General features: G+C 65.4%; 20 protein-coding genes and 1 pseudogene. 16 read left to right on the top strand and 5 right to left on the bottom strand.

Going from position 1 to position 25,480, the window contains the following annotated elements; all coding sequences use genetic code 11:
* Window positions 1-8 precede the first annotated feature (8 nt).
* Genes ACQUQ1_RS14860 through ACQUQ1_RS14850 form a run of 3 tightly spaced genes read left to right on the top strand, consistent with a single transcriptional unit; the run spans window position 9 to window position 3,063 of the window.
* Window positions 9-1,184 (top strand): ABC transporter ATP-binding protein, encoded by a 1,176-nt coding sequence (locus ACQUQ1_RS14860; RefSeq protein ID WP_435065094.1) that lies wholly within the window; start codon window positions 9-11, stop codon window positions 1,182-1,184.
* Entirely contained in the window at window positions 1,181-2,203 is a 1,023-nt protein-coding gene (locus ACQUQ1_RS14855; protein WP_435065093.1) for a carbohydrate ABC transporter permease, read from the top strand. The genes ACQUQ1_RS14860 and ACQUQ1_RS14855 overlap by 4 nt, the downstream gene beginning before the upstream one ends.
* Window positions 2,203-3,063, top strand: a complete 861-nt coding sequence (locus tag ACQUQ1_RS14850; RefSeq protein ID WP_435065092.1) for a carbohydrate ABC transporter permease — start codon at window positions 2,203-2,205, stop codon at window positions 3,061-3,063. The genes ACQUQ1_RS14855 and ACQUQ1_RS14850 overlap by 1 nt, the downstream gene beginning before the upstream one ends.
* Window positions 3,064-3,065: 2 nt before the next feature.
* On the opposite strand, the gene ACQUQ1_RS14845 is transcribed toward ACQUQ1_RS14850, so the two are convergent.
* Entirely contained in the window at window positions 3,066-3,737 is a 672-nt protein-coding gene (locus ACQUQ1_RS14845) for a hypothetical protein (protein WP_435065091.1), read from the bottom strand.
* 254 nt (window positions 3,738-3,991) lie between these two features.
* On the opposite strand from ACQUQ1_RS14845, the gene ACQUQ1_RS14840 reads away from it, so the two are divergent.
* Genes ACQUQ1_RS14840 through ACQUQ1_RS14830 form a run of 3 tightly spaced genes read left to right on the top strand, consistent with a single transcriptional unit; the run spans window position 3,992 to window position 8,990 of the window.
* Window positions 3,992-4,804: an SDR family NAD(P)-dependent oxidoreductase gene (locus ACQUQ1_RS14840; protein ID WP_435065090.1), complete on the top strand. Its 813-nt coding sequence runs from the start codon at window positions 3,992-3,994 to the stop codon at window positions 4,802-4,804.
* Complete coding sequence (locus ACQUQ1_RS14835; RefSeq protein WP_435065089.1) at window positions 4,801-6,978, top strand: glycoside hydrolase family 36 protein; 2,178 nt, start codon at window positions 4,801-4,803, stop codon at window positions 6,976-6,978. Before ACQUQ1_RS14840 ends, ACQUQ1_RS14835 begins: the two co-directional genes overlap by 4 nt.
* Window positions 6,975-8,990: a beta-galactosidase gene (locus tag ACQUQ1_RS14830; RefSeq protein ID WP_435065088.1), complete on the top strand. Its 2,016-nt coding sequence runs from the start codon at window positions 6,975-6,977 to the stop codon at window positions 8,988-8,990. Before ACQUQ1_RS14835 ends, ACQUQ1_RS14830 begins: the two co-directional genes overlap by 4 nt.
* A 428-nt stretch (window positions 8,991-9,418) precedes the next feature.
* Here ACQUQ1_RS14830 and ACQUQ1_RS14825 read toward each other — a convergent pair whose 3' ends face one another.
* On the bottom strand, window positions 9,419-10,483 hold the full coding sequence (locus ACQUQ1_RS14825; protein ID WP_435065087.1) for a PhoU domain-containing protein: 1,065 nt from the start codon (window positions 10,481-10,483) through the stop codon (window positions 9,419-9,421).
* Window positions 10,484-10,772: 289 nt separating this feature from the next.
* Between ACQUQ1_RS14825 and ACQUQ1_RS14820 the strand changes: the two genes are divergently transcribed.
* From ACQUQ1_RS14820 to ACQUQ1_RS14775, 10 genes and pseudogenes are all read left to right on the top strand, one after another.
* Entirely contained in the window at window positions 10,773-12,215 is a 1,443-nt protein-coding gene (locus ACQUQ1_RS14820) for an extracellular solute-binding protein (protein WP_435065086.1), read from the top strand.
* A 97-nt stretch (window positions 12,216-12,312) separates the two neighbouring features.
* Complete coding sequence (locus ACQUQ1_RS14815; protein WP_435065085.1) at window positions 12,313-13,203, top strand: carbohydrate ABC transporter permease; 891 nt, start codon at window positions 12,313-12,315, stop codon at window positions 13,201-13,203.
* Between the two features lie 3 nt (window positions 13,204-13,206).
* Window positions 13,207-14,100, top strand: coding sequence for a carbohydrate ABC transporter permease (locus tag ACQUQ1_RS14810; RefSeq protein WP_435065084.1), 894 nt, complete (start codon window positions 13,207-13,209; stop codon window positions 14,098-14,100).
* Window positions 14,101-14,102: 2 nt separating this feature from the next.
* Window positions 14,103-15,269: an ABC transporter ATP-binding protein gene (locus ACQUQ1_RS14805; RefSeq protein WP_435065083.1), complete on the top strand. Its 1,167-nt coding sequence runs from the start codon at window positions 14,103-14,105 to the stop codon at window positions 15,267-15,269.
* On the top strand, window positions 15,266-16,111 hold the full coding sequence (locus ACQUQ1_RS14800) for an inositol monophosphatase family protein (protein ID WP_435065082.1): 846 nt from the start codon (window positions 15,266-15,268) through the stop codon (window positions 16,109-16,111). The genes ACQUQ1_RS14805 and ACQUQ1_RS14800 overlap by 4 nt, the downstream gene beginning before the upstream one ends.
* Before the next feature lie 262 nt (window positions 16,112-16,373).
* Window positions 16,374-16,979 (top strand): annotated as a pseudogene (locus ACQUQ1_RS14795) (RNA-guided endonuclease TnpB family protein); the annotation flags it as partial.
* Window positions 16,980-17,606: 627 nt separating this feature from the next.
* Window positions 17,607-17,996 (top strand): IS200/IS605 family transposase, encoded by a 390-nt coding sequence (gene tnpA, locus ACQUQ1_RS14790; RefSeq protein ID WP_435065081.1) that lies wholly within the window; start codon window positions 17,607-17,609, stop codon window positions 17,994-17,996.
* 2 nt (window positions 17,997-17,998) lie between these two features.
* Window positions 17,999-19,153 carry an RNA-guided endonuclease InsQ/TnpB family protein gene (locus ACQUQ1_RS14785; protein WP_435065080.1) on the top strand — a complete coding sequence of 385 codons (1,155 nt, stop codon included), beginning with the start codon at window positions 17,999-18,001 and terminating at the stop codon, window positions 19,151-19,153.
* 237 nt (window positions 19,154-19,390) lie between these two features.
* Complete coding sequence (locus tag ACQUQ1_RS14780) at window positions 19,391-19,837, top strand: low molecular weight phosphatase family protein (RefSeq protein WP_435065079.1); 447 nt, start codon at window positions 19,391-19,393, stop codon at window positions 19,835-19,837.
* Window positions 19,838-20,050: 213 nt separating this feature from the next.
* Window positions 20,051-21,067 (top strand): lysylphosphatidylglycerol synthase transmembrane domain-containing protein, encoded by a 1,017-nt coding sequence (locus tag ACQUQ1_RS14775; protein WP_435065078.1) that lies wholly within the window; start codon window positions 20,051-20,053, stop codon window positions 21,065-21,067.
* Between the two features lie 46 nt (window positions 21,068-21,113).
* Here the strand turns inward: ACQUQ1_RS14775 and ACQUQ1_RS14770 are convergent, their stop codons facing one another.
* The 3 genes from ACQUQ1_RS14770 to ACQUQ1_RS14760 all read right to left on the bottom strand — a co-directional run bounded on the left by ACQUQ1_RS14770 (window position 21,114) and on the right by ACQUQ1_RS14760 (window position 25,276).
* A complete protein-coding gene (locus ACQUQ1_RS14770) occupies window positions 21,114-22,379 on the bottom strand; it encodes an aryl-sulfate sulfotransferase (protein ID WP_435065077.1) in 1,266 nt (421 codons plus the stop codon).
* A 67-nt stretch (window positions 22,380-22,446) separates the two neighbouring features.
* Window positions 22,447-23,823: an arylsulfotransferase family protein gene (locus tag ACQUQ1_RS14765; RefSeq protein WP_435065076.1), complete on the bottom strand. Its 1,377-nt coding sequence runs from the start codon at window positions 23,821-23,823 to the stop codon at window positions 22,447-22,449.
* 88 nt (window positions 23,824-23,911) lie between these two features.
* The gene (locus tag ACQUQ1_RS14760) at window positions 23,912-25,276 is read right to left on the bottom strand and encodes an MFS transporter (RefSeq protein ID WP_435065075.1); all 1,365 of its coding nucleotides are present in this window, start codon (window positions 25,274-25,276) and stop codon (window positions 23,912-23,914) included.
* Between the last annotated feature and the right edge of the window lie 204 nt (window positions 25,277-25,480).

Raw genomic sequence — 25,480 nt, 5'->3', positions numbered from 1 at the left:
ATCAGATCATGGCACGAACCACGCTCGACGGCGTGACGAAGCGGTTCGAGAGCGACAGCGAGACTGTCGTCGCCGTCGACGATCTCTCGATCGACATCCGAGACGGGGAGTTTCTCGTCCTCGTCGGTCCATCCGGCTGCGGCAAGTCGACGACGCTGCGGACCATCGCGGGCCTGGAGACCGTCTCCGAGGGCACCATCCGCATCGGCGACCGGGACGTGACCGATGTGAAGGCGAAAGACCGGAACATCGCGATGGTGTTTCAGAACTACGCACTGTACCCGCAGAAGACTGTCCGCGGGAACATGCGTTTCGGGCTGGAGATGGCGACCGACCTCGACGACGAGGAGATCACCCGTCGCGTCCGGGAGGCCGCCGAGCTCCTCGACATCACCGACCTGCTCGACCGCCGGCCGCGTGCGCTGTCGGGGGGACAGCAACAACGGGTGGCGCTCGGTCGCGCGATCGTGCGGGACCCGGACGTCTTCCTCATGGACGAGCCGCTGTCGAACCTCGACGCGAAGCTCCGCGCCCAGATGCGCGCGGAACTCCAGCAGCTCCACGACGAACTCGAGGCGACGACCGTCTACGTCACCCACGACCAGACGGAGGCGATGACGATGGGCGACCGGATCGCCGTGTTGAACGACGGCCGCCTCCAGCAGATCGGCACCCCGATGGAGCTGTACTACCAGCCCGAGAACGAGTTCGTGGCCTCCTTCATCGGGTCGCCGTCGATGAACCTCGTCGAGGCGACCTACGGCGGCGAGGCGCTCGTCCTCGACGGATTCGAGTACACGTTCACCGAGGGTCAGCGGGAGCAGCTAACGACGCTCGTCCAAGGCGACACCGTCGTCCTCGGCATCCGCCCCGAGGACGTCGAACTGGTCGACGAGAGCGGTCCCCGCACGACGGAGTTTACGGCCTCGATCGTCGAGCCGATGGGCAACGAGAACGTCGTGCACCTGGAACACGAGTTCGGCGACGTCGTCGCGACGATCGGCGGTTCCCAGGTCGTCCGGCAGGGCGACCGCGTGCGGGCCCGGTTCCCCGCCGACCACGTCCACGTCTTCGACGGGACGACCGGCGACGCGATCTTCAACCGCACCCGGACCGAGGAAACCGCTCCCGGTGTTATCGGGAGCGGCGGCGTCTCGGGTGCGACCGGGGGTGACGCGCCGTGAGCGCGCTCGACCGCACCCTCGCGACCCCCGGCAAGTTCGCCAGGAAGGCCCGCGAGACGGTCGCGGCACTCCTCGATCGGCCGCAGGACGAGAACAACCTCGCCGGGTTCCTGTTCGTCCTGCCGAACGTGATCGTGTTCTCGATCTTCCTGCTCGGGCCGATCGGGTACGCGTTCTACCTGTCGTTCCACGAGTACAACATCTTCATGGGAACGACGACGCCGGCGAACATGCAGTTGTTCGGGATGACGCTGCCGCTCGCGAACTACGCGGACGTTCTCACGCCGGCACCGTGGGCGGACGACTGGGCCGCACTGTCGAGCCCGTCGTACAACCTCTGGTGGTTCGCCGTCCGGAACACGGTCATTTACACGTCGCTGGTCGTGCCGCTCCAGATCGTCGGCGGGTTCGTCGTCGCGTTCGCGCTGGACAGCCGCATCCGCGGCAAGAAGGTGTACCGCTCGGCGTACTTCCTCCCGGTCATGCTGTCGGCCGCCGCGAGCGGCGTCATCTGGCGCTGGCTGATGGCCAAAAACGGGGTCATCAACCAGTTCCTGCGTCCCTTCGGGCTGGATCACCCGTGGGCGAACAGTCCCGAAACCGCCCTCGGCGCGCTGATGCTCATCGGGCTCTGGGGCGGCATCGGGTTCAACATGATCCTGTATCTCGCCGGCCTCCAGAACATCCCCGAGGAGTTGTACGAGGCGGCTCGGATCGACGGTGCGACGGCCTGGCAGCGCATGCGACACGTCACCTGGCCGAACCTCCGCAACACCCATTTCTTCGTCACCATTCTGGCGATCATCGGAACCTTCCAAGTGTTCGGCATCGCCCTGGCGTTCGCGCAGGGTGGGCCCGCGCGGGCGACCACCACGGTGGTCGTCCTGATCTACGAGGTCGCGTTCCAGCAGTCGAGCTTCGGCCGCGCCTCGGCGATGGCGTTCCTCCTGTTCGCCGTCGTGTTCGTGTTCAGTTACTGGCGCTACCGGATGGAACAGCAGGAGGAGGTGGCCTACTGATGGGCCGCTCGAACTACGAGTACCCCGGGTACGAGGCATCCGGCGCCCGCTACTGGTCGAAGACGACGCTGTTGTACGGCGGCGTCACGCTCGGCGCAATCATCTGGTCGCTGCCGTTCTGGTGGATGCTATCCACGGCGTTCAGCGCAGATCCCACGGCGGGGGCCGTGTCGCTGATCCCCGAGGTCACGACGCTCGAAAACTTCCGGGTCCTGTTCGCTAGCGAGCCCGTGTTCCGGTGGTTCCTTAACACGATCGTGTTCGCGGGGACGGTGACCCTGTTCAACCTCGTCTTCGACAGCCTCGCGGGGTACGCGCTGGCGAGGATCGACTTCGTCGGCCGGGAGAAACTGTTCCTGCTGTTCGTCGCGACCGTCATGGTGCCCGCGATGGTCACGCTGATCCCGGTGTACGTGCTGCTCTCGGAACTCGGATGGGTCAACACCTACAAGGGACTGATCGCGCCGCTGATCGCGAATCCCCTCGGGATCTTCCTCCTGCGTCAACACTTCAAGGGCCTCCCGTCGGCGCTGGGCGACGCAGCGAAGATCGACGGCTGCAACGAGTTCCAGACGTTCTACAAGGTGTACCTCCCGCTCGCGAAGCCGGCGCTCGCGACGCTCGGGATCTACACCTTCGTGACGACCTGGAAGAACTTCGAGTGGCCGCTGATCATCGCGAACAGCGAGTCGATGTACACCCTGCCGGTCGCACTGTACGCGGTCCGGAACCAGTACTTCACCGAGTGGGGGCTGGTGATGGCCGCCGCGACCGTCATCGTCGGCCCGGTCATCCTGGTGTTCATGTCGGCCCAGAAGTACTTCATCCGCGGAATGACCCTGAGCGGGATGAAGGGATGACCCTACGACTCCCGAGTGTACGTCGCCCGGACGGCGGCCGCCCCCTCGCCGGCCAGCTCCTCGAACGCCACCACCTCGACGACTGCGAGGACGGCGGGCACGAGCAGCGGCACGGCAACGCGAACGAGCGCGCCGAGCACGACGACGACCGCCGCGAGCGTCGCGACGAGGACGGTAAAGTAGGGCCGATCGAGCAACGTGAGGCCGGCCCGTTCGATGGCGACGCGAGCGGGCGGCGTCGGCTCCGTCCGCACCGCCACGCTCGCGGCCCGCAGACACCAGAGAGTGACGCCGATGACGGCGTACACTCCGACGATCGCCGCGATGACGAACACGCCCGACCGGGTCGACAGCCCGACCGCGGCGTACACCGCCGTCAGTCCTGTGACCCCGAGCAGAGCGACACTGTAGGGCAGCCCGGCCCACAGGTGCCGCCGGACCGACCGGACGAACAGCCGCAGCCGGGCGCGCTCTGTCACCGGGGCTCCGGTGTCCCGCTTCCCGATGATAGTCGTCCAGGTCTCGACCAGCGCGAGGACGCCCGCACCGACCGTCACGAGCGGAAGGGCGACCACGACGAACGCCAGGCTCGTGCTCACGACCGTGACGAGTTCGGTGTAGAGCACGCGAGCCGCCGCCCACAACACGGCTCCCGGCGTCACCTCCTGGCTCATCGAGACGGACCGACGCCCGGGCGCGTCATAAGTCGCCCGTCTCCGCGCTCTCCGGCCGGACCGATACAGGGACGCGTGAGCGTCTCACGCGTCTCCCGTCCGATGAACCGATCCTGTCAGCCACACACCTGACCGCACCGTCAGCACGATCCGCTCCGTAATACACGACCGATGAACCACAGACACCAGCCGCTACCGATCGCTGTACCGACCGTGAACGCACCGCGGACGCCTCGGAGACGAGGTGAGCACGCGTGACGACCGACGCCGACCGTGCCGCACGGCGGTTCCGGGACGAGGTCGCGCTCGTCACCGGGTCGACCCGCGGCATAGGAGAGGGCATCGCCCGCCGGCTCGCCGCGGAGGGCGCTAGGGTGATCGTCACCGGGCGGACCGAGGCCGACGGCACCGCGGTCGCCGAGGACATCCGGTCCGCCGGGGGCGACGCCGAGTTCGTCCGGGCGGACGTGCGCGACCCCGACGACATCGCGGCGCTCGTCGAGGCGACCGTCGACACCTACGGCGGCCTCGACGTGCTCGTCAACAACGCCGGCGTCGAGACGAACACCGGCGCGGGCGAGGCGACGATGGAGGACTGGTCGTTCGTCGTCGAGACGGACTTCCGGTCGTACTGGCTGACCGCGAAACACGCGGAGGCGGCGATGGACGAGGGGGCCGTCGTCAACGTCTCCTCGAATCACGCGTTCCTCACGATGCCCGAGATGTTCCCGTACAACGCGGTGAAGTCGGGTATCGACGGGATGACGCGGGCGATGGCGCTCGATTTCGGCCCGCAGGTCCGGGTCAACACCGTCAACCCGGGATGGGTCGCCATCGAGCGGACGATGGACGAGATCGACCCCGACTACCGCGAGGAGCTCGAAGGGATCCACCCCGTCGGTCGGATCGGGCGGCCCGAAGACGTGGCCGCGGCGGTCGCGTTCCTCGCGAGCGACGAGGCGGGGTTCGTCACCGGCGCCCAGCTCACGGTCGACGGCGGCCGCAGCGCCGTGATGCAGGACGACCGGCTCCCGGACTACCGTGCCCGGCGGGAGGGCGACCGATGACGGTCGAACGGTCCGCCGGCGCGACGAGCGTCAGCTACGACCCCGAGACCGCACAGTTGACCGTCGAGCGCGACGGCACTGCACTGGCAACCGGCCGCGTCCGGGTCGCCGTCGACGACGATTGCCTTCCGAGCGACCGGGGCACGGCGACGGTCGTCGAGAACGGGATCGGCGTTCGCGTCACCCACGAGGGCCCCCTGGAGACGACCGTCCGGATCGAGGCGGCCGACGCCGGCGTCGACGTGTCGGTCGCCGTCACCAACGACACCGATCAGCCGGTCGCGCTGCGGGAACTGAGCCCGCTCGCGGATGCGACGACCCCGTTCGCGGACGCCGACCGCATGTTCGAACACGGCTACCAGTCGTGGACGCCGACGGCCGCCTTACCGCTCGACGACACGTTCCCGTCGGAACCCCCGGAGAACCGCCCGCAGATGCTGGATCTCGCGGCCCCGGACGACGGACGCACGAGCCACTATCTCACGGCGCTGTCGGGCGACCCCGGGCACCTGACGATGGCCTTCCTCGACCACGACGCCTACCTCTCGCGGTTCGACGTGACGACGGGAGACCGGACGCGAGTCTCGGCGGTCTGTCCCGGCGACGGCGTGACGATCCCGCCCGGCGGGACGCGCCGGAGCGCGACGCTGCGGATCGACGCGACCCGGCCGGTCGAGGACGCCCTCCCCGCCGCCGCGGCCGCCGTCGGCGACCGGATGGACGCCCGAACGCCGACGGATACGCCGACGGGGTGGTGTTCCTGGTACCACTACTTTACCGACGTCACCGCGGACGACGTCCGGACGAACGTCGACGCCCTCCGGGAGTGGGACGTGCCCGTCGACATCGTCCAAGTCGATGACGGCTACGAGACCGCGTTCGGTGACTGGCGGACCCTCGACGAGGGGTTCTCGGACATGGGCGACCTCGGCGCCGACATCGAGGCCGCGGGCTATCGCCCCGGGCTGTGGCTCGCCCCCTTCTACGTTCAGGGCGATTCCGACTTCGCCGCCGACCACCCCGAGTGGCTCGTCACTGACGGGGACGGCGAACCGGTCGACGCCGGCGAACGCCACGGTGAGATGTACGGACTGGACACGACCCACCCGGAGGCAAATGCCTGGCTGGAGGACACGTTCGAGACGATCGTCGACGAGTGGGGGTTCTCGTACCTGAAGCTGGACTTCCTGTACGCCGCCGCCCTTCCGGGCGAGCGCCACGACGACGTCACGCGCGCGGAGGCGTACCGCCGCGGGATGAAGACGATCCGTGCGGCCGTCGGCGAGGACACGTTCCTGCTCGGGTGCGGCGCGCCGGCGTTCCCGAGCGTCGGCATCGTCGAGGCGATGCGCGTCGGCCCCGACACGGCGCCGTACTGGCGCAGGGACGACGACCCGGCGAGCGAGCCGGCCCACGAGAACGCGATCCGCAACGTGTTGAACCGGCAGTTCTGTCACCGGCGGCTCTGGGTCACCGACCCGGACTGCCAGCTCGTCCGGACGACGACGCAGCTCACGGACGCAGAACGGCGGGCCTTCGCCACGGTCGTCGCCCTGACCGGCGGCGCGAACGTGTTCAGCGACGCCGTCGAGGAGATCGACGCGGCGGGGCGAGACCTGCTCGAACGGACGCTCCCCCCGATCTCGGACGGGACGGTCGAGGGCGTCGGGTATCGGGAGTTCCCGGACCGGATGGTCGCGGAGCGACCGGCGGACGGCGCGCTGGCGATCGCGGCGTTCAACTGGACCGACGAGGACCGGACGGTGACGGTCGCGCCCGCGGACCGGTTCGACGGACCCGTCCGCGTCTGGGATCCCTTCGCCGAGCAACTGGTCGAGGGCCCCGTCGAGCGCTCGCTGGACCCGCACGACGTCCTCCTCCTCCACTGTGTGCCGGCCCGCGACCGACCGCACCTCGTCGGGAGCCGACACCTCGCGAACGCCGCCGGGCAGGTCGGCGGCGTCGAGTGGACCGGCACCGACGACGGCGGCCGGCTCACGGTCGATCTCGACGCGCCCCGGCCGATGGAACTCGTCGTCGCGGTCCCCGAGGGATGGACGAGCCCCGGGGACGACGGCGCCGGGGACGGCGGACCCGATGACGTCGGGGCGGTACGCCTCACCGCCGATCCGGGCGTCACGAGCGTCGACTTCGAGCGGGGTGACCCGTCGTGAGTTCGACCGACCGGACGGAGCCGCGGGTCGGGGTCTGTTACTTCCCGGAACACTGGCCGCGGGAGCGGTGGGCGACCGACGCCGCGCAGATGGCCGCGGCGGGCCTGGACGTCGTTCGGCTGGCGGAGTTCAGTTGGTCGACGGTCGAACCCGAGCGCGGCGCGATCTCCTTCGAGTGGCTGGACGAGGCGGTCGAGACCCTCGCCGCCGAGGGGCTCGACGTCGTGCTCTGCACGCCGACGGCGACGCCGCCGAAGTGGCTCGTCGACGAGCACCCCGAGATCCTCCAGACCGAGCGGGACGGGACCGTCCGGGGGTTCGGCTCCCGGCGCCACTACTGTTTCAACTCGGAGGTCTATCGCAGGGAGACCGCGCGGATCGTCGAGGCGTTCGCGTCCCGCTACGCCGACACCGACGCGGTGATCGGGTGGCAGACCGACAACGAGTACGGCGTCCACGACACGATCCGCTGTTACTGCGACGACTGTGCGGCCGCCTTCCGCGGGTGGCTCGCCGAGCGGTACGGCGACCCCGCGACGCTGAACGAGGCGTGGGGCACGACCTTCTGGAGCCAGCGCTACGGCTCGTTCGCGGCCGTCGACCCGCCGCGGCACACGCCCGCGGAACACCACCCCTCGCTGCTGCTCGACTACGCTCGTTTCTCACACGACAGCGTGGCGTCGTACAACCGCCTGCAGACGGAGGTGCTCAGGGACGCGAACGACGACTGGTTCGTCACCCACAACTTCATGGGCGACTTCGGGACGCTCGACGCCCACGACCTCGGCGCGGACCTCGACTTCCCGGCCTGGGATTCGTACCCCACCGGGTTCGTCCAGGACCGCCGCGAGGGCGCGGCCACGCCCGCGGAGCTGCGGACGGGCGACCCCGACGAGGTGTCGCTGAACCACGACCGCTACGGCGCGCCCTTCTGGGTGATGGAACAGCAGCCGGGTGACGTGAACTGGCCCCCCTACGCCCCGCAGCCCGCCGAGGGGGCGATGCGACTCTGGGCCCACCAGGCGGTCGCCCACGGCGGCGACGCGGTACTGTACTTCCGGTGGCGGCGCTGCCGACAGGGGCAAGAGCAGTACCACGCGGGGCTGCGGCGACGCGACGGCAGCGCGGACAGAGGGTACCGCGACGCAGACCGTGTGGCGGACGAGTTCGCGGACCTCGACCTCGCGCCGCCGGACCGGTCGGTGGCGCTGCTCGACGCGTTCGAACACGACTGGGCGCTGTCGGCCCAGCCCCACGCCCCGGAGTTCGACTACTGGACGCACGCCCGAACCTACTATCGGGCGCTCCGGGCTCGCGGCGTCGGCGTCGACGTCGTCCCGCCCGAGGACGACCTCGGCGGCTACGAGGCGGTCGTCGCCCCGACGCTGTACCTCGCCGACGGGACGCTGGCCGACCAGCTCGCGTCGTTCGTCGAGGACGGCGGTCACCTCCTCGTGACGCTGCGTTCGGGCGTGAAGACGCCCGCCAACCAGCTCCGGGAGGAACTCCCGCCGGGGCCGCTGACGGACCTCGTCGGCGCGACCGTCGCCCGCCACGAGAGCCTCCCGGCGCACGTGGAGACGACCGTGACCTATCGCGGGGACGGCTTCGAGTACCGGACCTTCGGCGAGTGGCTCTCGCCCGATGCAGCAACCGTCGAGGGTCGACACACGGCCGGCGTGGCCGACGGGGAACCGGCCATCGTCTCTCGGGACCACGGCGCCGGCAGCGTCGCGTACTGCGGCGTCTGGCCCGAAACGCGTCTCGCCGACGCGCTGGTGACCGACCTGCTCGACCGCGCCGGGGTCGCCTACACCGACGAGCGCCTGCCCGAGACGCTCCGGTTCGCCGAGCGTGACGGGCTCACCTGGGTCCTCAACTTCGGGCTGGAGCAAGCGACAGTCACGGCGCCACGCGACGCGACCTGGACGATCGGCGGCCCGGACGTTCCCGCGGCGGGCGTCAGCGTGGTCGAGACGGCGCCTGCTGCGCTGTCGGTCGAGGACGACTGACTGAGTCGCCCCGGGGTCCCGCGCGACGAGTGCGAACGACGCTGTCGCGGCGGTGCGGGTGAGTACGTCCGCACGAACGGGGGCGACCGCCCGAACGCCCCCGGTTCCGAGTCGGCGTCGCTCGTGGCTCGACGCGAAGACCGCCCGCACCGCTGCGTCGCTCGGGTCGCTCACCACTCACCCGTGATCACCGTCCCTTCGGTCGCGTCGAGTACCACCGATCGAGTAGCGACGTGACCGTTCAGTAGGTCGACTACGGTTCAACGGGATGGTGTACCCGAGATCCGCGCTCGTCGTTCCGGCGTGAAGGAGACGCCCTTCAGGCGACTGGAGGGGCAGGCAGGCACGCCGACCGCGAAACGGGTCCGGTACAGTCCCCGTAGACGACACTGTGCGAATAGGTCGGCGAGGGCGGAGCGTTCGGAGTGTCAGTTGGTTCCCCGTCCGAGGCGTGCCGTCGGCTGTGATCTGCCGTACTGTCCCTGCTCGTCGGGTCGAAGCTTGTTCGCAACCGACGCCTCGACGGTCATGTTCACGATGTTGAGTCCGTGCGCGGAGGTCCGGCGGGCACTCTCCACGAGATCTCTCCCGTAGCGGTAGGCGTCGGGGTCGCCACGGGCGGCAAGCTGGGCGTCCAGTTCGTCGAGCTGTTCGGTCACCGCCCGGTGTGCCTCGATGGCGCGGCCGGTGTTGCCGGCCAGCGCCAGGGTCACGACGTCCGTCGCGGTGGAAACCAGCGTCTCGAAGCGCTCCCCGAGGTCCTCGTCGGGTGGAGCCGACTGTTCGACCGCCGCGTCGGCGATCCGCTCGGCCCTGTCGGCGACGCGTTCCAGCTCCCGCGCTACCTTGTAGTAGTGGAACGCGTCCTTGCGGGTGACGTTGAGCCGGCCGAGTTCGTTGACGTCCTCCAGGCCCCTGTGGAGACAGCGGGAGACGAACGCGAAGAGCCGGTCGACGTGGGTGTCCCGCTCCCGGACGATCCGGGCGAGGGTGTCGTCGTCCGTCCGGACCGCCGTGACCGCGTCCCGCTGCATCTCGACCGCGTGCTGTCGCATCTGCTCGATCGACTGCGGGATCGAGACGGCGTCGGGGTCGAGGTGGTCCTGTATCACCACCTCGTCGTCGGCCACCGTCTGGACCTCCATCCCGATGAAGCTCTCCACGGCGTCCGTGACGCGCCTGAGGAGGTCGTCGTCGAGGCCGCTCTCGCTCGCGACGACGATCCGATCGAGGCCGGCGGTGTACGCGCCCCTGATCCGCTGAACGATCCCCTCCTCCGCGACGTCGGCGACGTCGATCCGCGTCGCGTTCGATTCGGCGTCGATCGTCGACGGCGCGACGATCAGCCGGTCGCTGTTCGGGTAGAGGTACAGCGTGTCCCCCTTCGACAGGCCGTGGTCGTCCCCCCACTCGCGGGGGAGCGAGAGGGTGAACGTCGATCCGCCGGCCATCTGGACTGTCCGTTCGATCGGGTGGGTCGGTTGTCCGGTCACGGTTGTGCAGTGCTCCCTCGCCGCCGGCGGGTTCGGGCGGTGGCTGGTCCGAAACGGGGACCGTCGTTCGGCCCGTCGCCGGCCGGTTCGACCGGAGGTTCGGTGCGCGGTCACAAATGACCGACTATGAGCGACCGGTAGCGGTACAGCGTGCTCCGTAGCACGCCGGGGCGGTCAGAGCGATCCCCGTTCGACCGGCGGTATCCGTAGTCTCCGAACGGGGTCCGACGGGCCCGAACACCTCATAGCAACCATCACTATCCGGGTTTCCGGACGATCGCCCGTAGCCATGACAGACAACGACGGCGGCGGACGGGCCGGATCGATGGCGACGCGACGGGCGTTCGTCGCGACCGCGGGTGCGACCGGGGTCGCGGGGCTCGCGGGGTGTGCGGCCTCCGGCGGGTCCGGGGGCGGCGGCTCGGGGAACGGCGGATCGAGCGGGGGTGGATCGACCGCGGGAACGACGGGGGGAGGCGGGGAGACTACGCTCCAGTTCTGGCACATCTTCGGGGACGTGCTCGGGGGGCACCTCGAAGACATCGTCTCGGAGTTCAACGGCCGGGACAACGGGATCACCGTCGAGCTCACCTCGAAGGGCGGGTACACCCCGACGTTCCAGGCGACGATGTCGGCGATCAACGCGGGGAACGCCCCCCACATCGGGCACTTCTCGACCGGCGACGGCGTCGCCGCGATCGCCTCCGACCAGTTCATCCCGGCCAGCGACCTGCTGGGGGACCGGATCGACTTCGAGGATCGGTTCATCTCGCCGCTCACGGACTACTTCAAATTCCCGGGGTCTGACAAGTTCTTCTCGATGCCGATGAACAACTCGACGGCGATCATGAACTACAACCGGGACATGTTCGAGGAGGCGGGGCTGGACCCCGACTCGCCGCCGCGGACGTTCGCCGAGGTGCGGCAGGTCTCCGAGCAGCTCGTCTCGGAGACGCAGGCCGAACACGGCTGTGCCTGGGCGAACGTCCGGTGGTTCGTCGGCCAGTGGCACGGCTGGAACGACTCGTTCATGTACAACGAGCAGAACGGCAGGGCGGCGCCACAGAAGGGCCCGTCAGAGATCTACTTCGACCGGGAGCCCGCCCGGACCATCTACAGCTGGTGGAAGGGGATGCTCGACGACGGACTGTACATGCCCACCCAGCAGGGATGGGGCGACGCCTCCGGGGCCGCGATGCAGAGCTGGAAGGTCGGGATCACGCTGGGGTCGACGGCCGGGCTCGGCCGGACGGCGACGATCGCCGAGGAGGCGAGCCAGCCGTTCGAACTCGGTGCCGCACCCCTGTTCAGCCCGACCGAGGACCGCTTCGGCAACCGGATCGGCGGCGGGTCGCTGTTCGTCCCGCGGCAGGCGGTCAAATCCGACGCCGAGCGGGAGGCCATCGTCGAGTTCTTCGACTGGATCACGAGCCCCGAGCCGCAGGCGGAGTGGTTCAAGCGGACGGGGTACTTCCCGATCAACGCCGACTCCCGGCAGCTTCTCGAGGAGGAGGGGTTCTTCGAGGAGCGGCCGGCCTGGACCGCCGGCTTCCGCTCGCTGGAGGAGAGCGAGACGGGGCCGACGACCCGGATGAGCATCGTCCCGCAGCTACCCAAGATCAACCAGGACCTCATGGACACCTGGACGAAGATACGTCAGGGGACGCCCGTCGACGAGGCGCTGTCGAGTCAGAAGGAGGCGATCGACGGGATCCTCCAGGACAACCGATAGCGCCTCGCCGAACCGGGACCCGGGCGGGTCGACCCCGCCCGCCCCGGCGGCCGGAACGCCCGCTCGACCGACCACACGGATTCCACAGACCCATCACATGACAAGCAGAGAAGCATACGACAGCACGCCACAGGCGATCCTCTGGCTGCTCCCCACGCTGGCCATCTTCGGGCTGTTCCTCTACTGGCCGGCCGGCCGGACAGTCTGGCTCAGCCTCTACGAGACGCAGTTCTTCGGCCAGGGCGGGACGTTCGTCGGCCTCGACCAGTACGTCGAGGTTCTGGCGTGGGAGGAGTACCACAACAGCGTCCTCGTGACGCTGAAGTTCGCGGCCGTCACCGTCGTCGGGACGCTCGTCGTCTCGATCCTCGTTTCCTTCTGGATATACACCGTCGAGCGCGGCAAGACCGCCTACATGGTCGCGACCATCTGGCCGTACGCCATGCCGGGAGCGGTCGCCGGGACCGTCCTTCTGATCCTCCTGCACCCGTCGATCGGGATGATCACCGCCCCGGTGGAAGCCCTCACCGGACTGAACTGGGACTACACCGTCAACGGGACGCAGGCGTTCTGGCTGGTCGCGATCGGGACGCTGTGGTACACCCTCGGGTTCGACACCATCTTCCTGCTCGCGGCGTTCCACAACATCCCCGAGACGCTCACCGAGACGGCGCGCCTCGACGGGGTTCCGAAGTGGCGGATGCTGCTCCGGGTGTACCTGCCGATGATCGCGCCGACGCTGCTGTTCCTGCTGGTGTTGAACACGCTCGGGGGGTTCTTCGGCGGCTTCGCGATCGTCGATCTGGCGACCAACGGCGGGCCGCTGGGGGCGACCAACCTGATGATCTACCAGCTGTACCGGACCGGGTTCGAGAACTTCGACATCGGCCTCGCGGCCGTCCAGTCGGTGTTCCTCTTCCTCATCGCGGTCGTGCTCGCGGTGGGACAGATCCTGGTCTCGGACCGGCGGATACACTACGGGGGATAACGCATGGCAACCGAAGACACGTTCGACGTGGGGCAGATGCGCAGCGAGACGGGCCGGCGGCTGCGCCACTGGCTCGACGACCTCGCCGACCACCCCGGGTCACACCTCGCGCTGCTGACCACGAGCCTCGTGCTGGTCGCGCCGATCGGGCTGGCGCTGCTGTTGACCACACAGACGACGGCCCAGGTGTACGACCTGAACTACGTCCGCCCCGGCGGCCTCGACGTCATGATCTCGAACTACCGGGAGGTGTTGTTCGAGTTCGGGTTCCTCCGGCTGACGCTGAACACGCTGTTCATCGCTGGCGTCACGACCCTCGGGGGGATCGCCCTGTCGCTTCTGGCCGCGATGGCGATCGTCTTCTACGACTTCCGCGGGAAACAGCTCGCGTTCTTCTTCATCCTGCTGACGCTGATGGTGCCGTTCATCATCCGGGTCGTCCCGCTGTACGAACTCGTCGTGACGCTCGGCTGGCACGACACGTGGCTCGGCGTGACGGTCCCGTTCCTCGCGACGGCGACGGGCGTGTTCCTGTATCGCCAGCACTTCAAGTCGATCCCGGTGGAACTGGTCGAGACCTGTCGCCTCGACGGCGTCGGCCCGCTCACGTTCCTCCGCGGGGTGTTGATCCCGATGACGAAGGGCATGACCTCGGGGCTGAGCGTCATCCTCTTCGTCAGCACGTGGAACGCGTACCTCTGGCCGCTGATCGCGATCAACACCCGCGACAGACAGATGATCCAGGTGGGCCTGCGGTTCCTGCAGTCGGCCCAGCAGGGGACGCTCACCCAGTACAACCTGATGATGACCGGCGCGGTGATCTCGCTGATCCCGATGCTGGTGTTGCTGCTCGCGCTGCGCAAGAACCTCCTCACCACGATGGGGCTCGAACTGTAACCATGGCACGCATCGAACTACAGGACGTCACGAAGCGCTTCGACGACGTCACGGCGGTCGAGGGACTGACCATCGAACTACGCGACGGGGAGTTCGTCGTCCTCGTCGGGCCGTCGGGGTGCGGCAAGAGCACCACCCTGCGGCTCATCTCCGGGCTGGAGACCGTCTCGGCGGGCCGCGTCCGCATCGGCGACCGGGACGTGACCGACCTGGACGCCGCACAGCGCGGCGTCTCGATGGTGTTCCAGGACTACGCGCTGTTCCCGCACATGACCGCGCGTCGGAACATCACGTTCGGGATCACGTCCTCGAACGACTTCGACGGCGACGAGATCGACCGTCGGGTCGATGAGGCGGCCCGGACGCTCGACATCGAGGACCTGCTGGACCGCAAGCCCTCGGAGTTGTCCGGGGGCGAGCAACAGCGGGTCGCCATCGGCCGCACGTTGGTTCGAGATCCCGACGTGTTCCTCATGGACGAGCCGCTGTCGAACCTCGACGCGAAGCTCCGCGTGCAGATGCGCGCCGAACTGCAGGAGCTCCACCGCGAACTCGGGACGACGACCGTCTACGTGACCCACGACCAGGAGGAGGCGATGACGCTGGCCGACCGGGTCGTCGTCATGGCGGGCGGGGAGATCATGCAGGTCGACCCGCCCCAGCGGCTGTACGACTACCCGGACAACCAGTTCGTCGCGGAGTTCATCGGCAGCCCGTCGATGAACGTCGTCCCGGTGGCGGTCGAGCGCGGGCGGCGCGACGGCGAGTACGTCGCGGTCCACCGTGACTTCGAGGTACCGTTGCCGGCGAAGCCGTCGCTGGAGCCGGTCGTCGGCGAGCCGGCGAACTTCGGCGTCCGCCCGGAGGACGCCACGCCCGTCGACGCGCCCACGGAGTACTCGTTCGACATCGAGGTGTCGGTCACCGAGAACCTCGGCGACGAGCTGCTGATCCTCGGGAGCGTCGGCGACCGGGACGTTCGCGTTCGCAGCGAGAACCCCCGGGAGGAGTTCGAGCCCGGCGAGACCGTCCACGTCGAGTGCGACCCGGACCGGCTCCACCTCTTCGACCCGGAGACCGGCGAGGCGCTCTACCACTCGGAGGGCGCCGGCGAGGGCGTGGCGGACCCGGCCGAGGCAGCCGCCGCCTCGCGAGGGTCCGAGTCGTGACGGCGGCCGGGCCAGACGACGACGTCGACGGCGACGCCGACGGACGCCCCGCGCACGTCGAGCGCGTCGCCGAGGCGGGGGCGGCCGCGGCGGTCGACCGCTTCCGGACCGGCCTCGACGCGGAGGTCAAGGGTGACGGCGCCGCGGTCGACGCGGGGTCGGTCGTGACCGTCGCCGACCGCGAGGCGCAGCGCGCCTGCCTCGAGTCCGTCCGCGAGCGGTTCCCCGAGGACGCGGTCGTCGCCGAGGAGGGCGACGCGCCGAAGACGCTCCCCGCCGAGGGCACGGCGTGGGTGATCGACCCCATCGACGGGACGTACAACTTCGTCCGCGGGCTGCCCGCCTGGGCGACGGCGGTCGCGCTCGTCGAAGATGGGGAACCCCTCGCGGCCGCGGTCGCGGCCCCGGCCGTCGACGAGCGCTCCCTCGTCGTCGACGGCGCCGTCAGCCGCAACGGGACGCCCGTCGCCGTCAGCGACCGCCGGGACCCCGCGACGTTCGCGGTCGCCTGCGCGGTCGTCCCCCCGTTCGGCGAGCGGGCGGCGTACGCCGCCGGCGTCGCGGCCGCCCTCGAACGTTTCGGAGAGATCCGACGGGTCGGCAGCCTCCAGCTAGCCCTCGGGCGCGTCGCCGCGGGCGCGCTCGACGGGGTCGTGACGCCGCGCCGGACGCCTCCCTGGGACAGCGTCGCCGGCGTCCACGCGGTCCGGGCCGCCGGCGGCGTCGTCACCGATCTGGCGGGCGAGAACTGGCGTCCCGACAGCCGGGGGCTCGTCGCGTCGAACGGCGCCGCCCACGGCGACCTCCTCGCGGTCGCGCGCCGGATGGCCGGCCGGGAGTAACCGCTCCCTCCCCCGCCCGGCTCAGTTCTCGTCGTTCGCGTCCCGTTGGCTCTCCTGAAACACCCAGAAGTCGATATTTCTGACCCGGTAATGGTCGATACAGGTGACTTATAGAGAACAAGGAGAATACCCGCGCCTTCAGGCGCGGGATGAATCCGACACTCTGACCTGCACTCCCTCGATGGCACTCTAACCGGATATTGTACTTTCGGTCGTTTGTTTTGATACTCAAATACTCATAATGAGTTATGAGCGCAGTACGATGCTGGAGACGACCCGCACGTACGTCGCACGCATCACGAACCACGAACAGGTTCGTGACGATCTCGACCAGTGCGGGTTCTCCGCCTCGAAACTGTGGAACGTCGGACGCTACTACATCCAAGAACGGTGGGACGACGACGGTGAGATACCCGAGGAAGCCGACCTGAAATCGGCGTTGAAAGACCACGAACGCTACAGTGACCTGCATTCTCAGTCAAGTCAGCGAGTTCTCGAAGAACTTGCTGAAGCGTTCACCGGCTGGTACAACTCCGCCGACGGAAACAACCCACCGGGCTACCGGAAACGTGGCGACCGACACCCACGCTCTACTGTGACGTGGAAGAAACGGGCCATCAAGCACGACGACAAACACGGCCAACTTCGCCTCTCGAAAGGCTTCAACCTGAAAGAGAGTCTGTCTGACTTCATCCTCGCCGAGTACGAAACCCGCCCTGACGTAGAGGTTGAGACCATCCAGCAGGTGCGTGGCGTCTGGAACGGTGACGAGTGGGAACTCCACCTCGTCTGCAAGAAGGAAATTCCAGTCGAAGACGCACCGGGCGACAACACAGCGGGTATCGACCTCGGTATCATTGACATCCTCCCCGCGCTAAAGCGCGAGGATTCCTTCGTGGGGCGTCGGGCCGTCCAACGCTACCCCGAAGGCAACTTCTCCTCCCGCTGGAGGGTACCGGGTTCGTGCGCTACACGTCGGCCCTCGAAACGAGGGTATGGCGTATTCGGCGTCCGAGGCGGACGCGGTATCCGCTTGTGCCGTACCCGATACCGCCTGAACCGAGGCGTCCGAATACCGGGCAACCACCCACGGTTGGAACGTGGGCGGACACGGGTCGTGCCATCGACCGTACTCCGCCGACGAATGCGGAGTGCAACCGCGAACGGGGCGTGTTTTGGTATGCTGTCGCCCCCTCGTTTGCGCGGTCGTTGCCGACCGTCTCCAGTGACGGGTAGGGGTACTGTGAGGACGGCGAACGAATCCGAACCACGTACTCCCCACCGGGTTTGCCGGTGGTGGGCGTGGAACCGTCCGTATCAGCGGGAAGCGACCCCGTGTCTTCCGATTGAGAGTTTACAGCGGTAGCGAGGCGAAAGCCCACCCGTTTACGGGTGGGATGAAGCCGACAACTGGGAATCTATCTACGCTCGTAGCCACGGCTGGGGTTAGATACTTGTGTAACATCTTTAGGTGAGGATACTCTATATACTGACGATGCCTCGTGGGTTCGACAGGGAACGTACCAACATCCACAAACTCCAGTACCACTTCATCTGGTGCCCGAAGTACCGCAAATCGGTGCTTGAGGGCGAAGTGCGCGACCGTCTCGAAGCACTCATCGAGGAGAAGGCCGACGAACTCGGGTTAGAGATACTGGAGTTGGCGATTCGCCCCGACCACGTACACTTGTTCATCACGGGCGACCCGACGCTCGCCCCGAACAAGATAATGCAACAGGTCAAGGGCTACTCCTCGCGCCGACTTCGGGACGAGTTCGACTTCGGTCTGCCGTCGCTGTGGACGCGCTCGTACTTCGTCTCAAGTGCGGGCGACGTATCCAGCGAAGTCATCGAGGAGTACATCGACGCCCAAGCAGGTGAATAATGATGCAACGGAACGTCTCAACCACGGTGCGGGTCAAACTCCACTCGCTGACCAACAGGAAGGCTGACCTGCTCGCCCGTGAGTACGAGGCGTTCCAGACCGAGGTTCACGGCGGAGACGCCAACCTCTACTCCGCGACTGACCAGCAGGCGTCGAAAGTCCAGCGACAGAAAGACCCGAACCCCGACACCGAACAGCCTGTCGTCCTCCGCAACGACGTGTTCGACGTGACCTACGACGAGGACACCGTTCTCTCGTCGTGGTGGGTGAAAGTTCCCGTCTACGACCCCGAGCGTGGACGGGGCAACTCCATCTGGTGCCCCGCCCACGTCCCACACAAAGACGAACAACTCGTCCGTGAGGGCGATATTCGGGACAGCGAACTGGTGCGCCGTGACGGTGACTGGTACGTCCATCTCGTCGTGAAGCGGTCTGTGACCGTCCAAGACGAGTACGACGACGTACTGGCCATCGACATGGGCGCACGGTGGGTCGCTACCTGCGCGTTCCTCTCCGACCGCAAGACCACGTTCTACGGCAAGGAAGTGCGCCGTATCCGCGAACACTACAAGCAACTCCGCAAGTCCATCGGGAAGGCGAAACCCCGACAGGGACAGCAGGTAGTCGAGTGTATCGGTGACGCTGAGGCGCGGAAGGTTGACGACCGCCTCCACAAGATTGCTCGGCAAATCGTGGGAGACGCCGAAGAACGGAACGCGGTCATCGTTGTGGGCGACCTTGGCGGGATTCGCACGGACAACGACAAAGGACGGTACGTCAACGACAAGACCCACAAGATGCCGTTCGCCAGCCTGCTCAACTACATCGAGTACAAGGCCCACGACGCGGGCATCGAGGTGCAGTTGGTCGAAGAATACGACACGTCGAAGACCTGCAATCGGTGTGCCTGTGAGGGCGTCCGTGAGACGCAGGGCCGCTTCGAGTGTCCCGAGTGTGGGTTGGACGACAACGCCGACAAGAACGGTGCGCTGAATATCGGCAAACGAGCCTTGGGCAAGTTCTCGAAACCGCTGTCCGAGGCGGGGGCCGTACTGGCACGGCCCGAAACGCAGGTCATCGTCCCACGCGACGACGAACCTGCGAACCTCTCCGTATCCGTGGGTTCAACCCCCAGTGGGGGAACCCCACGGCTTTAGCCGTGGGAGGATGTCAGTATGAACAGTGCTGCACAACTTCGGAGGATGGATTTGATGCGTACCTTACTTTCAATATAAAATATTAATAAAATAGAAGAACCGGATAGGAAATCAGGATCCACACAGGAGGGGGGGGGGAGAGTCTCGATTGCATTCAGCCGACGATCATTAGTCGTATATTTGTTGGAGTATACGCCCTATGAGAATCTATTTACTGCGAGCAGTCTAACTGGGAGTATGTCTGTTGATCGGATCGCATTTGTCTGTAAGGGGAACGCGGGCCGGAGCCAGATGGCGACGGCGTTTGCAGAGCGGGAACGTAGTGAACGAGGACTCGATATCGACATCGTGACCGGTGGAACGGACCCGGCCGATCACGTCCATCAAGCGGTCATCGACGCGATGCAAGAGCGTGATATCGATATCAGCGACCGAACGCCCAGGAAGATCACGCCCGACGATATCGAGGACGTTGATTCCGTCGTCACGATGGGGTGTTCAGTGGATGAGTTCCGACCGCCTGATTGGACCGGTCAGAGCCAGCAGTGGGACCTTGAACATCCCGGCGGTGACGACGTCGACGAGATGCGCGGACAGCGTGACGAGATCGAACGTCGCGTCACTGCCTTCTTCGATGAGCTGGAGGCAACGGAGACAGACGGAGACCCCAGTACGGAGACGTAATGGGACTGCTCTTCAAACGTGATCTCCGGATACCGTTCGCTGTTCTCCTTGCGCAGTCGGTTGTCACTGTCGGGTTCGGTATCGCGAAGGTGTCGACAAATGCGAATGTGCTTTAATCAGAACTAGCTTCTCGTCAACCAGCACGTGCAATCAGTACACTATATGGAATCGACTCTGAATCACTCAATTACTGCTCAGAGGAGCATATAACCTGTGCGACGAGCGGTTCGATTTATTGTTGGTGTCGGTATGGGCGGTCTCATTTTGGGGGGATATCTCTACACAGTCGGTGCAGAGACGGTACTCAATCGAGTGATCGCTGTCAGCCCGTGGGTGGTCGGAGTCGTCCTCCTCCTCGTAATTCTGGAGGGGTTGGCGGACGCAATTGGTGTGTGGGCCTCAATTGAACCGCTGGGCGACGGACTCTCCGGGCCGGAGAGCGTTCAATTTGCACTCGCAGGAGACTTCTTCGATATACTCAGTCCAGCCGGACCGGTCAGTTCGGAGCCGATTATGGCACGATTTTTCAGCGTCGCGACGGGGACTGGGTATTCGGATGCACTCGGGGTCCGTTCGACCGCGAAATACGTAAAATCAGGATCACAGGTTATCTTCTCCGGTCTCGCCGGACTGTTCATTCTCGCTGGTTCCCCCGAAGTAACACCAGTTCTACTCACACTGGGAGTCTCGATTACTGGCCTCGTAGTTCTTGGTGGCGTCATTCTTCGGTCGCGAACATATCTCTCGACTGGTCTCGTCGCAGGGCTTACACCGGTTGTCACACGGGTTTCTGGCCTCTACCGCGACCAACCATATGACCGTGCGATCGTCGCGGATGCTGTCGATCGGTATTGGCAACGCATCGTCGACTTCCGAGAGACACCCGGACTACTAGTCCTTATTGCAGTGGGAGGACTCGTTGAACAGCTCTTGACGGCCACTGCGCTCTGGATCGCCCTCTCAGGATTGGGTGGCAACAGTGTGTTTCTCCCAATTCTGGTCATCATCCCGCTCCCACAGGTTGCTAGCGTCGTCCCGATTCCGGGGAGCCTCGGGGCATACGACCTGCTGTTGGGTGGAGCACTGGTCCTCGTTACTGGCGCCCCGAGCGTTAGTGCGACAGCAGCTGTCCTCCTCGTACGAACCCTCTCGCTCCCGTTTGGCGCGATCGCTGGTGGAGTCTGTGTTGCCTATCTGCGCGGGTGGCGACCGAACAGAACGGATGGATGACCGGAACCGGGTCACACCGTATTGTGGGACGCTGGCCAGTCGCGCTTCAATTTTCGTCTGACCGGTGCCTTCGGGAAACCAACGGCCAGGTGAAATCAACCACGAGCGCCACAGTAGTCACCCCGATCCCGACGAGCGAGAGGAGTTCTGGAAGCTTCATCCAGACTGGGAATACGTATGACGCCCATCCCTCGACCTGGCGGACGAAGCCAACAGCTGCGTTCGCGTTCTCCGTCCGCCCTTCTAGCTGCCAGCCAGGCACGGTTTCTCCACGTTCCTCGGGAACGCCTTTTCGGTCTACAGCATACGGGAGCTGGACACCCGAGTACTCCCAGACGATCTCTCCTGCTGCATTCACCTCGATGACGCGATTGTGAAGGGAATCGGCAATCAGCGTGTTGCCGTTCGGCAGCCGATCCGCATCACGCGGCCACTGGAGGATGTCGTCACCGCCATACGTCCAGACTGCGGTTCCGCTCTCGAGATCATACTCGACGACTCGGTCGTTTTCGCTGTCGGCAACGAGGACCGTCCCCCATTCCGTCAGGCGATGCGGATTGTGCTGCTCGTAGAGGAAGCTGTGATTCCCCGGCTGGCCGATGACATCGACGATTCGATTGGTCTCGGGATTCACCTCGACGATCACGTCGAAATTCCGGATCGAGAGCTGGAAGTTCCCGTTTGGTAACTGGTCGATATCGTTCATATGGGTCCAGTCGCTTTCGGGCCCCTGTCGCTCGGGACTCCCGTATTGCTGGTCGAACTCTGACCCTTCGCCCAGTCGCTTTGTCCCGTTCCAGTTCCAGGTAATCGACCCATTCTGTGCGACGGTGAACGCTCGGTTGTTCCCCATGTCGATGATCGCTGTTTCCCCGCTGTCGAGGCGGTCCACATCGTGGACCTCGTGGTGTTGGACGAATTCGTCGTACCAGGTGTATCGCCAGACGATCTGGGTTTCGTTGTGTTGGAGTGCATCCCCGTCAAGCTCGAGGACACGGTTGTGAACGCATTCGTCCTCGATCTGGTTGAGCTGGTCTGGTGGACAGTTTTCAGGAGCTGTCTTCGTAGCAACCGCGACGAGTACGTTTCCGTTCTCGAGGTATTCTGCGTCGAAGACCCGCGAGTTCGGGGGGTCGAACTCCCAGTTGACGGTCCCGTTCTGACTGACCTCGATGAGTCGGCCGTCGTACTTGTAATCCTGGACGCTGATGAGTGTCGCTCCGGGATAGGTGTCTCCGGACTGTGCGACGGTTTCGGATGTATCTGCTAACACTGCTTGCCCTCCGAGGGCGGCAGACAGGAGGATCAGCACGATGAGGAGCCGACTCCGCCGAGATCCCGACCCGAGCCATTGACGGGGTACGATGTCATGTTCCATATTATGATGAATTCAGGCGGCGAACGCGTGCGCCAGTCTGTCGGGCCTTGGCCGAAATCCGCTGCCGATTGATAACCGCCTCTATGATGATCCATGGAAGCAGAAGTACGGCCCCAAAGACGAGGTAGACGAGACTCCACGGAGCCATCCAGACCGGTTTGATCCACTGGGAGACACCCTCCCACGTCTCGGCGATCTCCGAAGTGAGCGATTCGAGCGGCGTTCCGCCGAACGTCGTTTTGAGCCACTCGGGGAACGTCGCCGTTCCCGTGCCTGTTCCCGGCGTCTCACCGGCGCTTCCGGAGAGTTGGTACGAGCCGGAGACGTTCTGGTCGAGCATCGTCGGGCCGCCGGCTTCGTTTCCGTAGGCGGCGCGCTCGGCATCGAAGGGTGCCCACGGCGTGTACACTTCCCAGACGATCTCACCCGTTGGTGTCACTTCGATCACGCGGTGGCCCAGCGAATCGACGATGAGTGTATTCCCGTTCGGGAGTCGGTCCGCATCACGCGGCCAGTTCAGTTGGTCATCACCCACTGTCCAGATCTGCTGCCAGTTACACGCTCCCGAATCAGTCCGGTTGACACAGCTATACTCGACGACCCTGTCGTTTTCGCTGTCTGCAACGAGGATTGTCGGCGTGCCGTTTTTCGACTCGAGGTATTGGGGGTCGTGCTGTTCGTTCAGGACCGAGTACTTCTGGTCGGCGCCGAGTCGCATCGTGATGTTCTTGGTCGACCGATTGACGACGATGACCTGATCGAAGTTCCGTGGGGAGACCAGGTATTCGCCGTCTCCGATTTTGTCGACGTCGTTCACGTGTGTCCAGTCCTCGCTCATTCCGCCGTCGGTCCCGTTCGGATAGTGATTTTTGAAGTACCACTCCCAGACGATGCGGTCTTCGGAGAGGTCGTAGATGAACACCCGGTCGTTGCTCGTCCCGTTCTCGTACTCGCGCATGTTGGCGACGAGCAGTTGATCGCCGTTGATTAGGTCCACGTCATGCGTGTCTTCGATACTGAAATTCTGTTGCCAAACGCGCTCTTTGGTTTCGGGATTCAGCTCGTAGACTAGCGTCTTTCCAGGTGCAGTATTCACCACGAGTAGGTTCCCGTTCGGAAGTGGATCGGTGTTATAGAACCAGCTAACGCCACGTTTCGAGCCGTTGTATATCCACTCTGGTTGCGCCTGGGGGCCAGCTGCGACGAGCCGGGCTGGCTTCTTTTTCGCCCCTTCGCCTTGGAAATGGAAACCTTGGACGGCAACATACGTGGTTCCGTTTGCTGCATCCTCGACGGTTCCAGCCTGAATCTCAGGGGGTTCGTAGGTCGCTGTGAGGGCTGTGCTTGCTCCGAACGACGCGATGATGAGAAGGGCCAAGCTCCCACGAAGGAGCCATGCCAGAGACAACGGAGGGCGGCGCACTACCGACACCTCCGGTGGTTGTTGTATGTGTTTTGTGATTCGCTCATACGTACGCCTCAAACTCTTCCCCGAATGCGAGGAAGTAGCCCGTCCCGATGACACCGATCACGGCCGCGATAGTGAACGCGATCTCCGGATTCACGAATTCCCACAGATAGCCACCAAGAGCGGCACTCGGAATAACGACCGTGTTCCGGAGGAGGTAGTAGGTACCCGTCACGCGGCCGCCGGCGTCGGCCTCGGCAGGTCCGACGATCAATGCCTTGTGCGAGGGTAAACCAGCGAAGCGAAGCCCGGAGAACGCGAAGATGAGGATCATCGCCCACGAGAGAGGCATCACCGACGTGAGAACCTCTGGCCCACTGATGAGTACGGTTGGGAAAAGGGCGTAGACTGCGAACCCAAGCGCGACGACGGGCTTGAGGCCGACTCGCTCGGCGACTTTCGCGGCTGGCGCCATCGAGAGGAGGGCAATCAACATCTCGACGCCGAGCAGGTACCCGAAGAACGCCTCCGGCGAAAGATCGATCGCATATGAGAAGCCAGCCAGTGAGACGGTCGTCTCGAAGCCAACCTGGTAGAACTGGGTGATCACCAGCACGAAGAAGACGTACACCATCCCGTTGGCGAACCGGACGAGCGTGTCACCGACGAGCAGCGGCCGGAGCGCCGACGGCATCTCGCGGAGGTCTGCCCGAATCTGTGCCACCCCCTCGAAGGAGTCGCCGATGGTGTCCTCGCTGGCGTCGTAGAGGACGTGCTGAGCGACTGTCCCGATGATTCCGAAGACGACGGCGACGGCGAGGACGTACTGGAAACTCACCGTGAAGTCCGGGTGGAAGCCGATGAGGACGGCCGCGAGTACCGGACCGATGAGGAAGGCTGTCCGGCGGAACGTCTCAGTGCTGGCGAAGCCAGCAGCCAGCCTGGAGGGATCGGTCGCCTGCTTGACGACGGCGAACGTTGCGCCCAACCCGAATGACTTCCAGCCTTGCGCGAGCAGCAACCCGACGAAGATCCAGATCCAGGGTGGGATCGTCACACTGGCAATCGTGATCACGCCGAGGTTCGGTGCGACCAACCAGACGCCGAAGCCCAGAGTCGAAATCAACCCGAACAGCGTGAGCGCGTATCGCGAGCCGATGCGGTCCGAGATAGCGCCACCGGGATACGGGAACACTGCCGAGACGATATTGCTGACAGTCCCGAAAAGACCGACAACGAATCCGGACGCTCCGAGTGCGACGATGTACTCGGGGATGAATCGACTGGTCATCTGGAAGCCGAGGCTGAACGCGAACATCGCCAGCGACAGTACCAGTACGTCTCGCTCGAGGGCGAAGAACTGCCGGAAGGTGTCCAGTGGGCCCGTTTCCTCTACGTCGACGGAAACCTGTTCCTGACTCATAGGTTCTTGCGAGTATGCCGTGTTTGGTCATGTGATTCGGTCCACCGCAAACGTACGTTTCCTGGAATACTGCCTGTTGTTCGAATGGGGAACCCGCTCATCATACTCACAACGTGAACGCCCAGGTATATAGATTCTTATGGACGGCTAACTCAAACAGATTTACCGAGTGTGTCCACACCCATGAACCAGAAACCTAGCCAC

Origin of the sequence: Halobaculum sp. EA56 (genome assembly GCF_051195075.1) — an archaeon.
Taxonomy (GTDB): Archaea; Halobacteriota; Halobacteria; order Halobacteriales; family Haloferacaceae; genus Halobaculum.
The sequence above is the reverse complement of the archived record's forward strand: the minus strand, read 5'-3'. Positions and strand labels throughout refer to the sequence as shown.

Excerpts from the sequence above, each read along its gene's own strand:
- ACQUQ1_RS14860 (WP_435065094.1), top strand. The coding sequence starts at position 9 with ATGGCACGAACCACGCTCGACGGCGTGACGAAGCGGTTCGAGAGCGAC.
- ACQUQ1_RS14850 (WP_435065092.1), top strand. The coding sequence starts at position 2,203 with ATGGGCCGCTCGAACTACGAGTACCCCGGGTACGAGGCATCCGGCGCC.
- ACQUQ1_RS14845 (WP_435065091.1), bottom strand. The coding sequence starts at position 3,737 with ATGAGCCAGGAGGTGACGCCGGGAGCCGTGTTGTGGGCGGCGGCTCGC.
- ACQUQ1_RS14835 (WP_435065089.1), top strand. The coding sequence starts at position 4,801 with ATGACGGTCGAACGGTCCGCCGGCGCGACGAGCGTCAGCTACGACCCC.
- ACQUQ1_RS14820 (WP_435065086.1), top strand. The coding sequence starts at position 10,773 with ATGACAGACAACGACGGCGGCGGACGGGCCGGATCGATGGCGACGCGA.
- ACQUQ1_RS14815 (WP_435065085.1), top strand. The coding sequence starts at position 12,313 with ATGACAAGCAGAGAAGCATACGACAGCACGCCACAGGCGATCCTCTGG.
- ACQUQ1_RS14810 (WP_435065084.1), top strand. The coding sequence starts at position 13,207 with ATGGCAACCGAAGACACGTTCGACGTGGGGCAGATGCGCAGCGAGACG.
- ACQUQ1_RS14805 (WP_435065083.1), top strand. The coding sequence starts at position 14,103 with ATGGCACGCATCGAACTACAGGACGTCACGAAGCGCTTCGACGACGTC.
- tnpA (WP_435065081.1), top strand. The coding sequence starts at position 17,607 with ATGCCTCGTGGGTTCGACAGGGAACGTACCAACATCCACAAACTCCAG.
- ACQUQ1_RS14785 (WP_435065080.1), top strand. The coding sequence starts at position 17,999 with ATGCAACGGAACGTCTCAACCACGGTGCGGGTCAAACTCCACTCGCTG.
- ACQUQ1_RS14780 (WP_435065079.1), top strand. The coding sequence starts at position 19,391 with ATGTCTGTTGATCGGATCGCATTTGTCTGTAAGGGGAACGCGGGCCGG.
- ACQUQ1_RS14760 (WP_435065075.1), bottom strand. The coding sequence starts at position 25,276 with ATGAGTCAGGAACAGGTTTCCGTCGACGTAGAGGAAACGGGCCCACTG.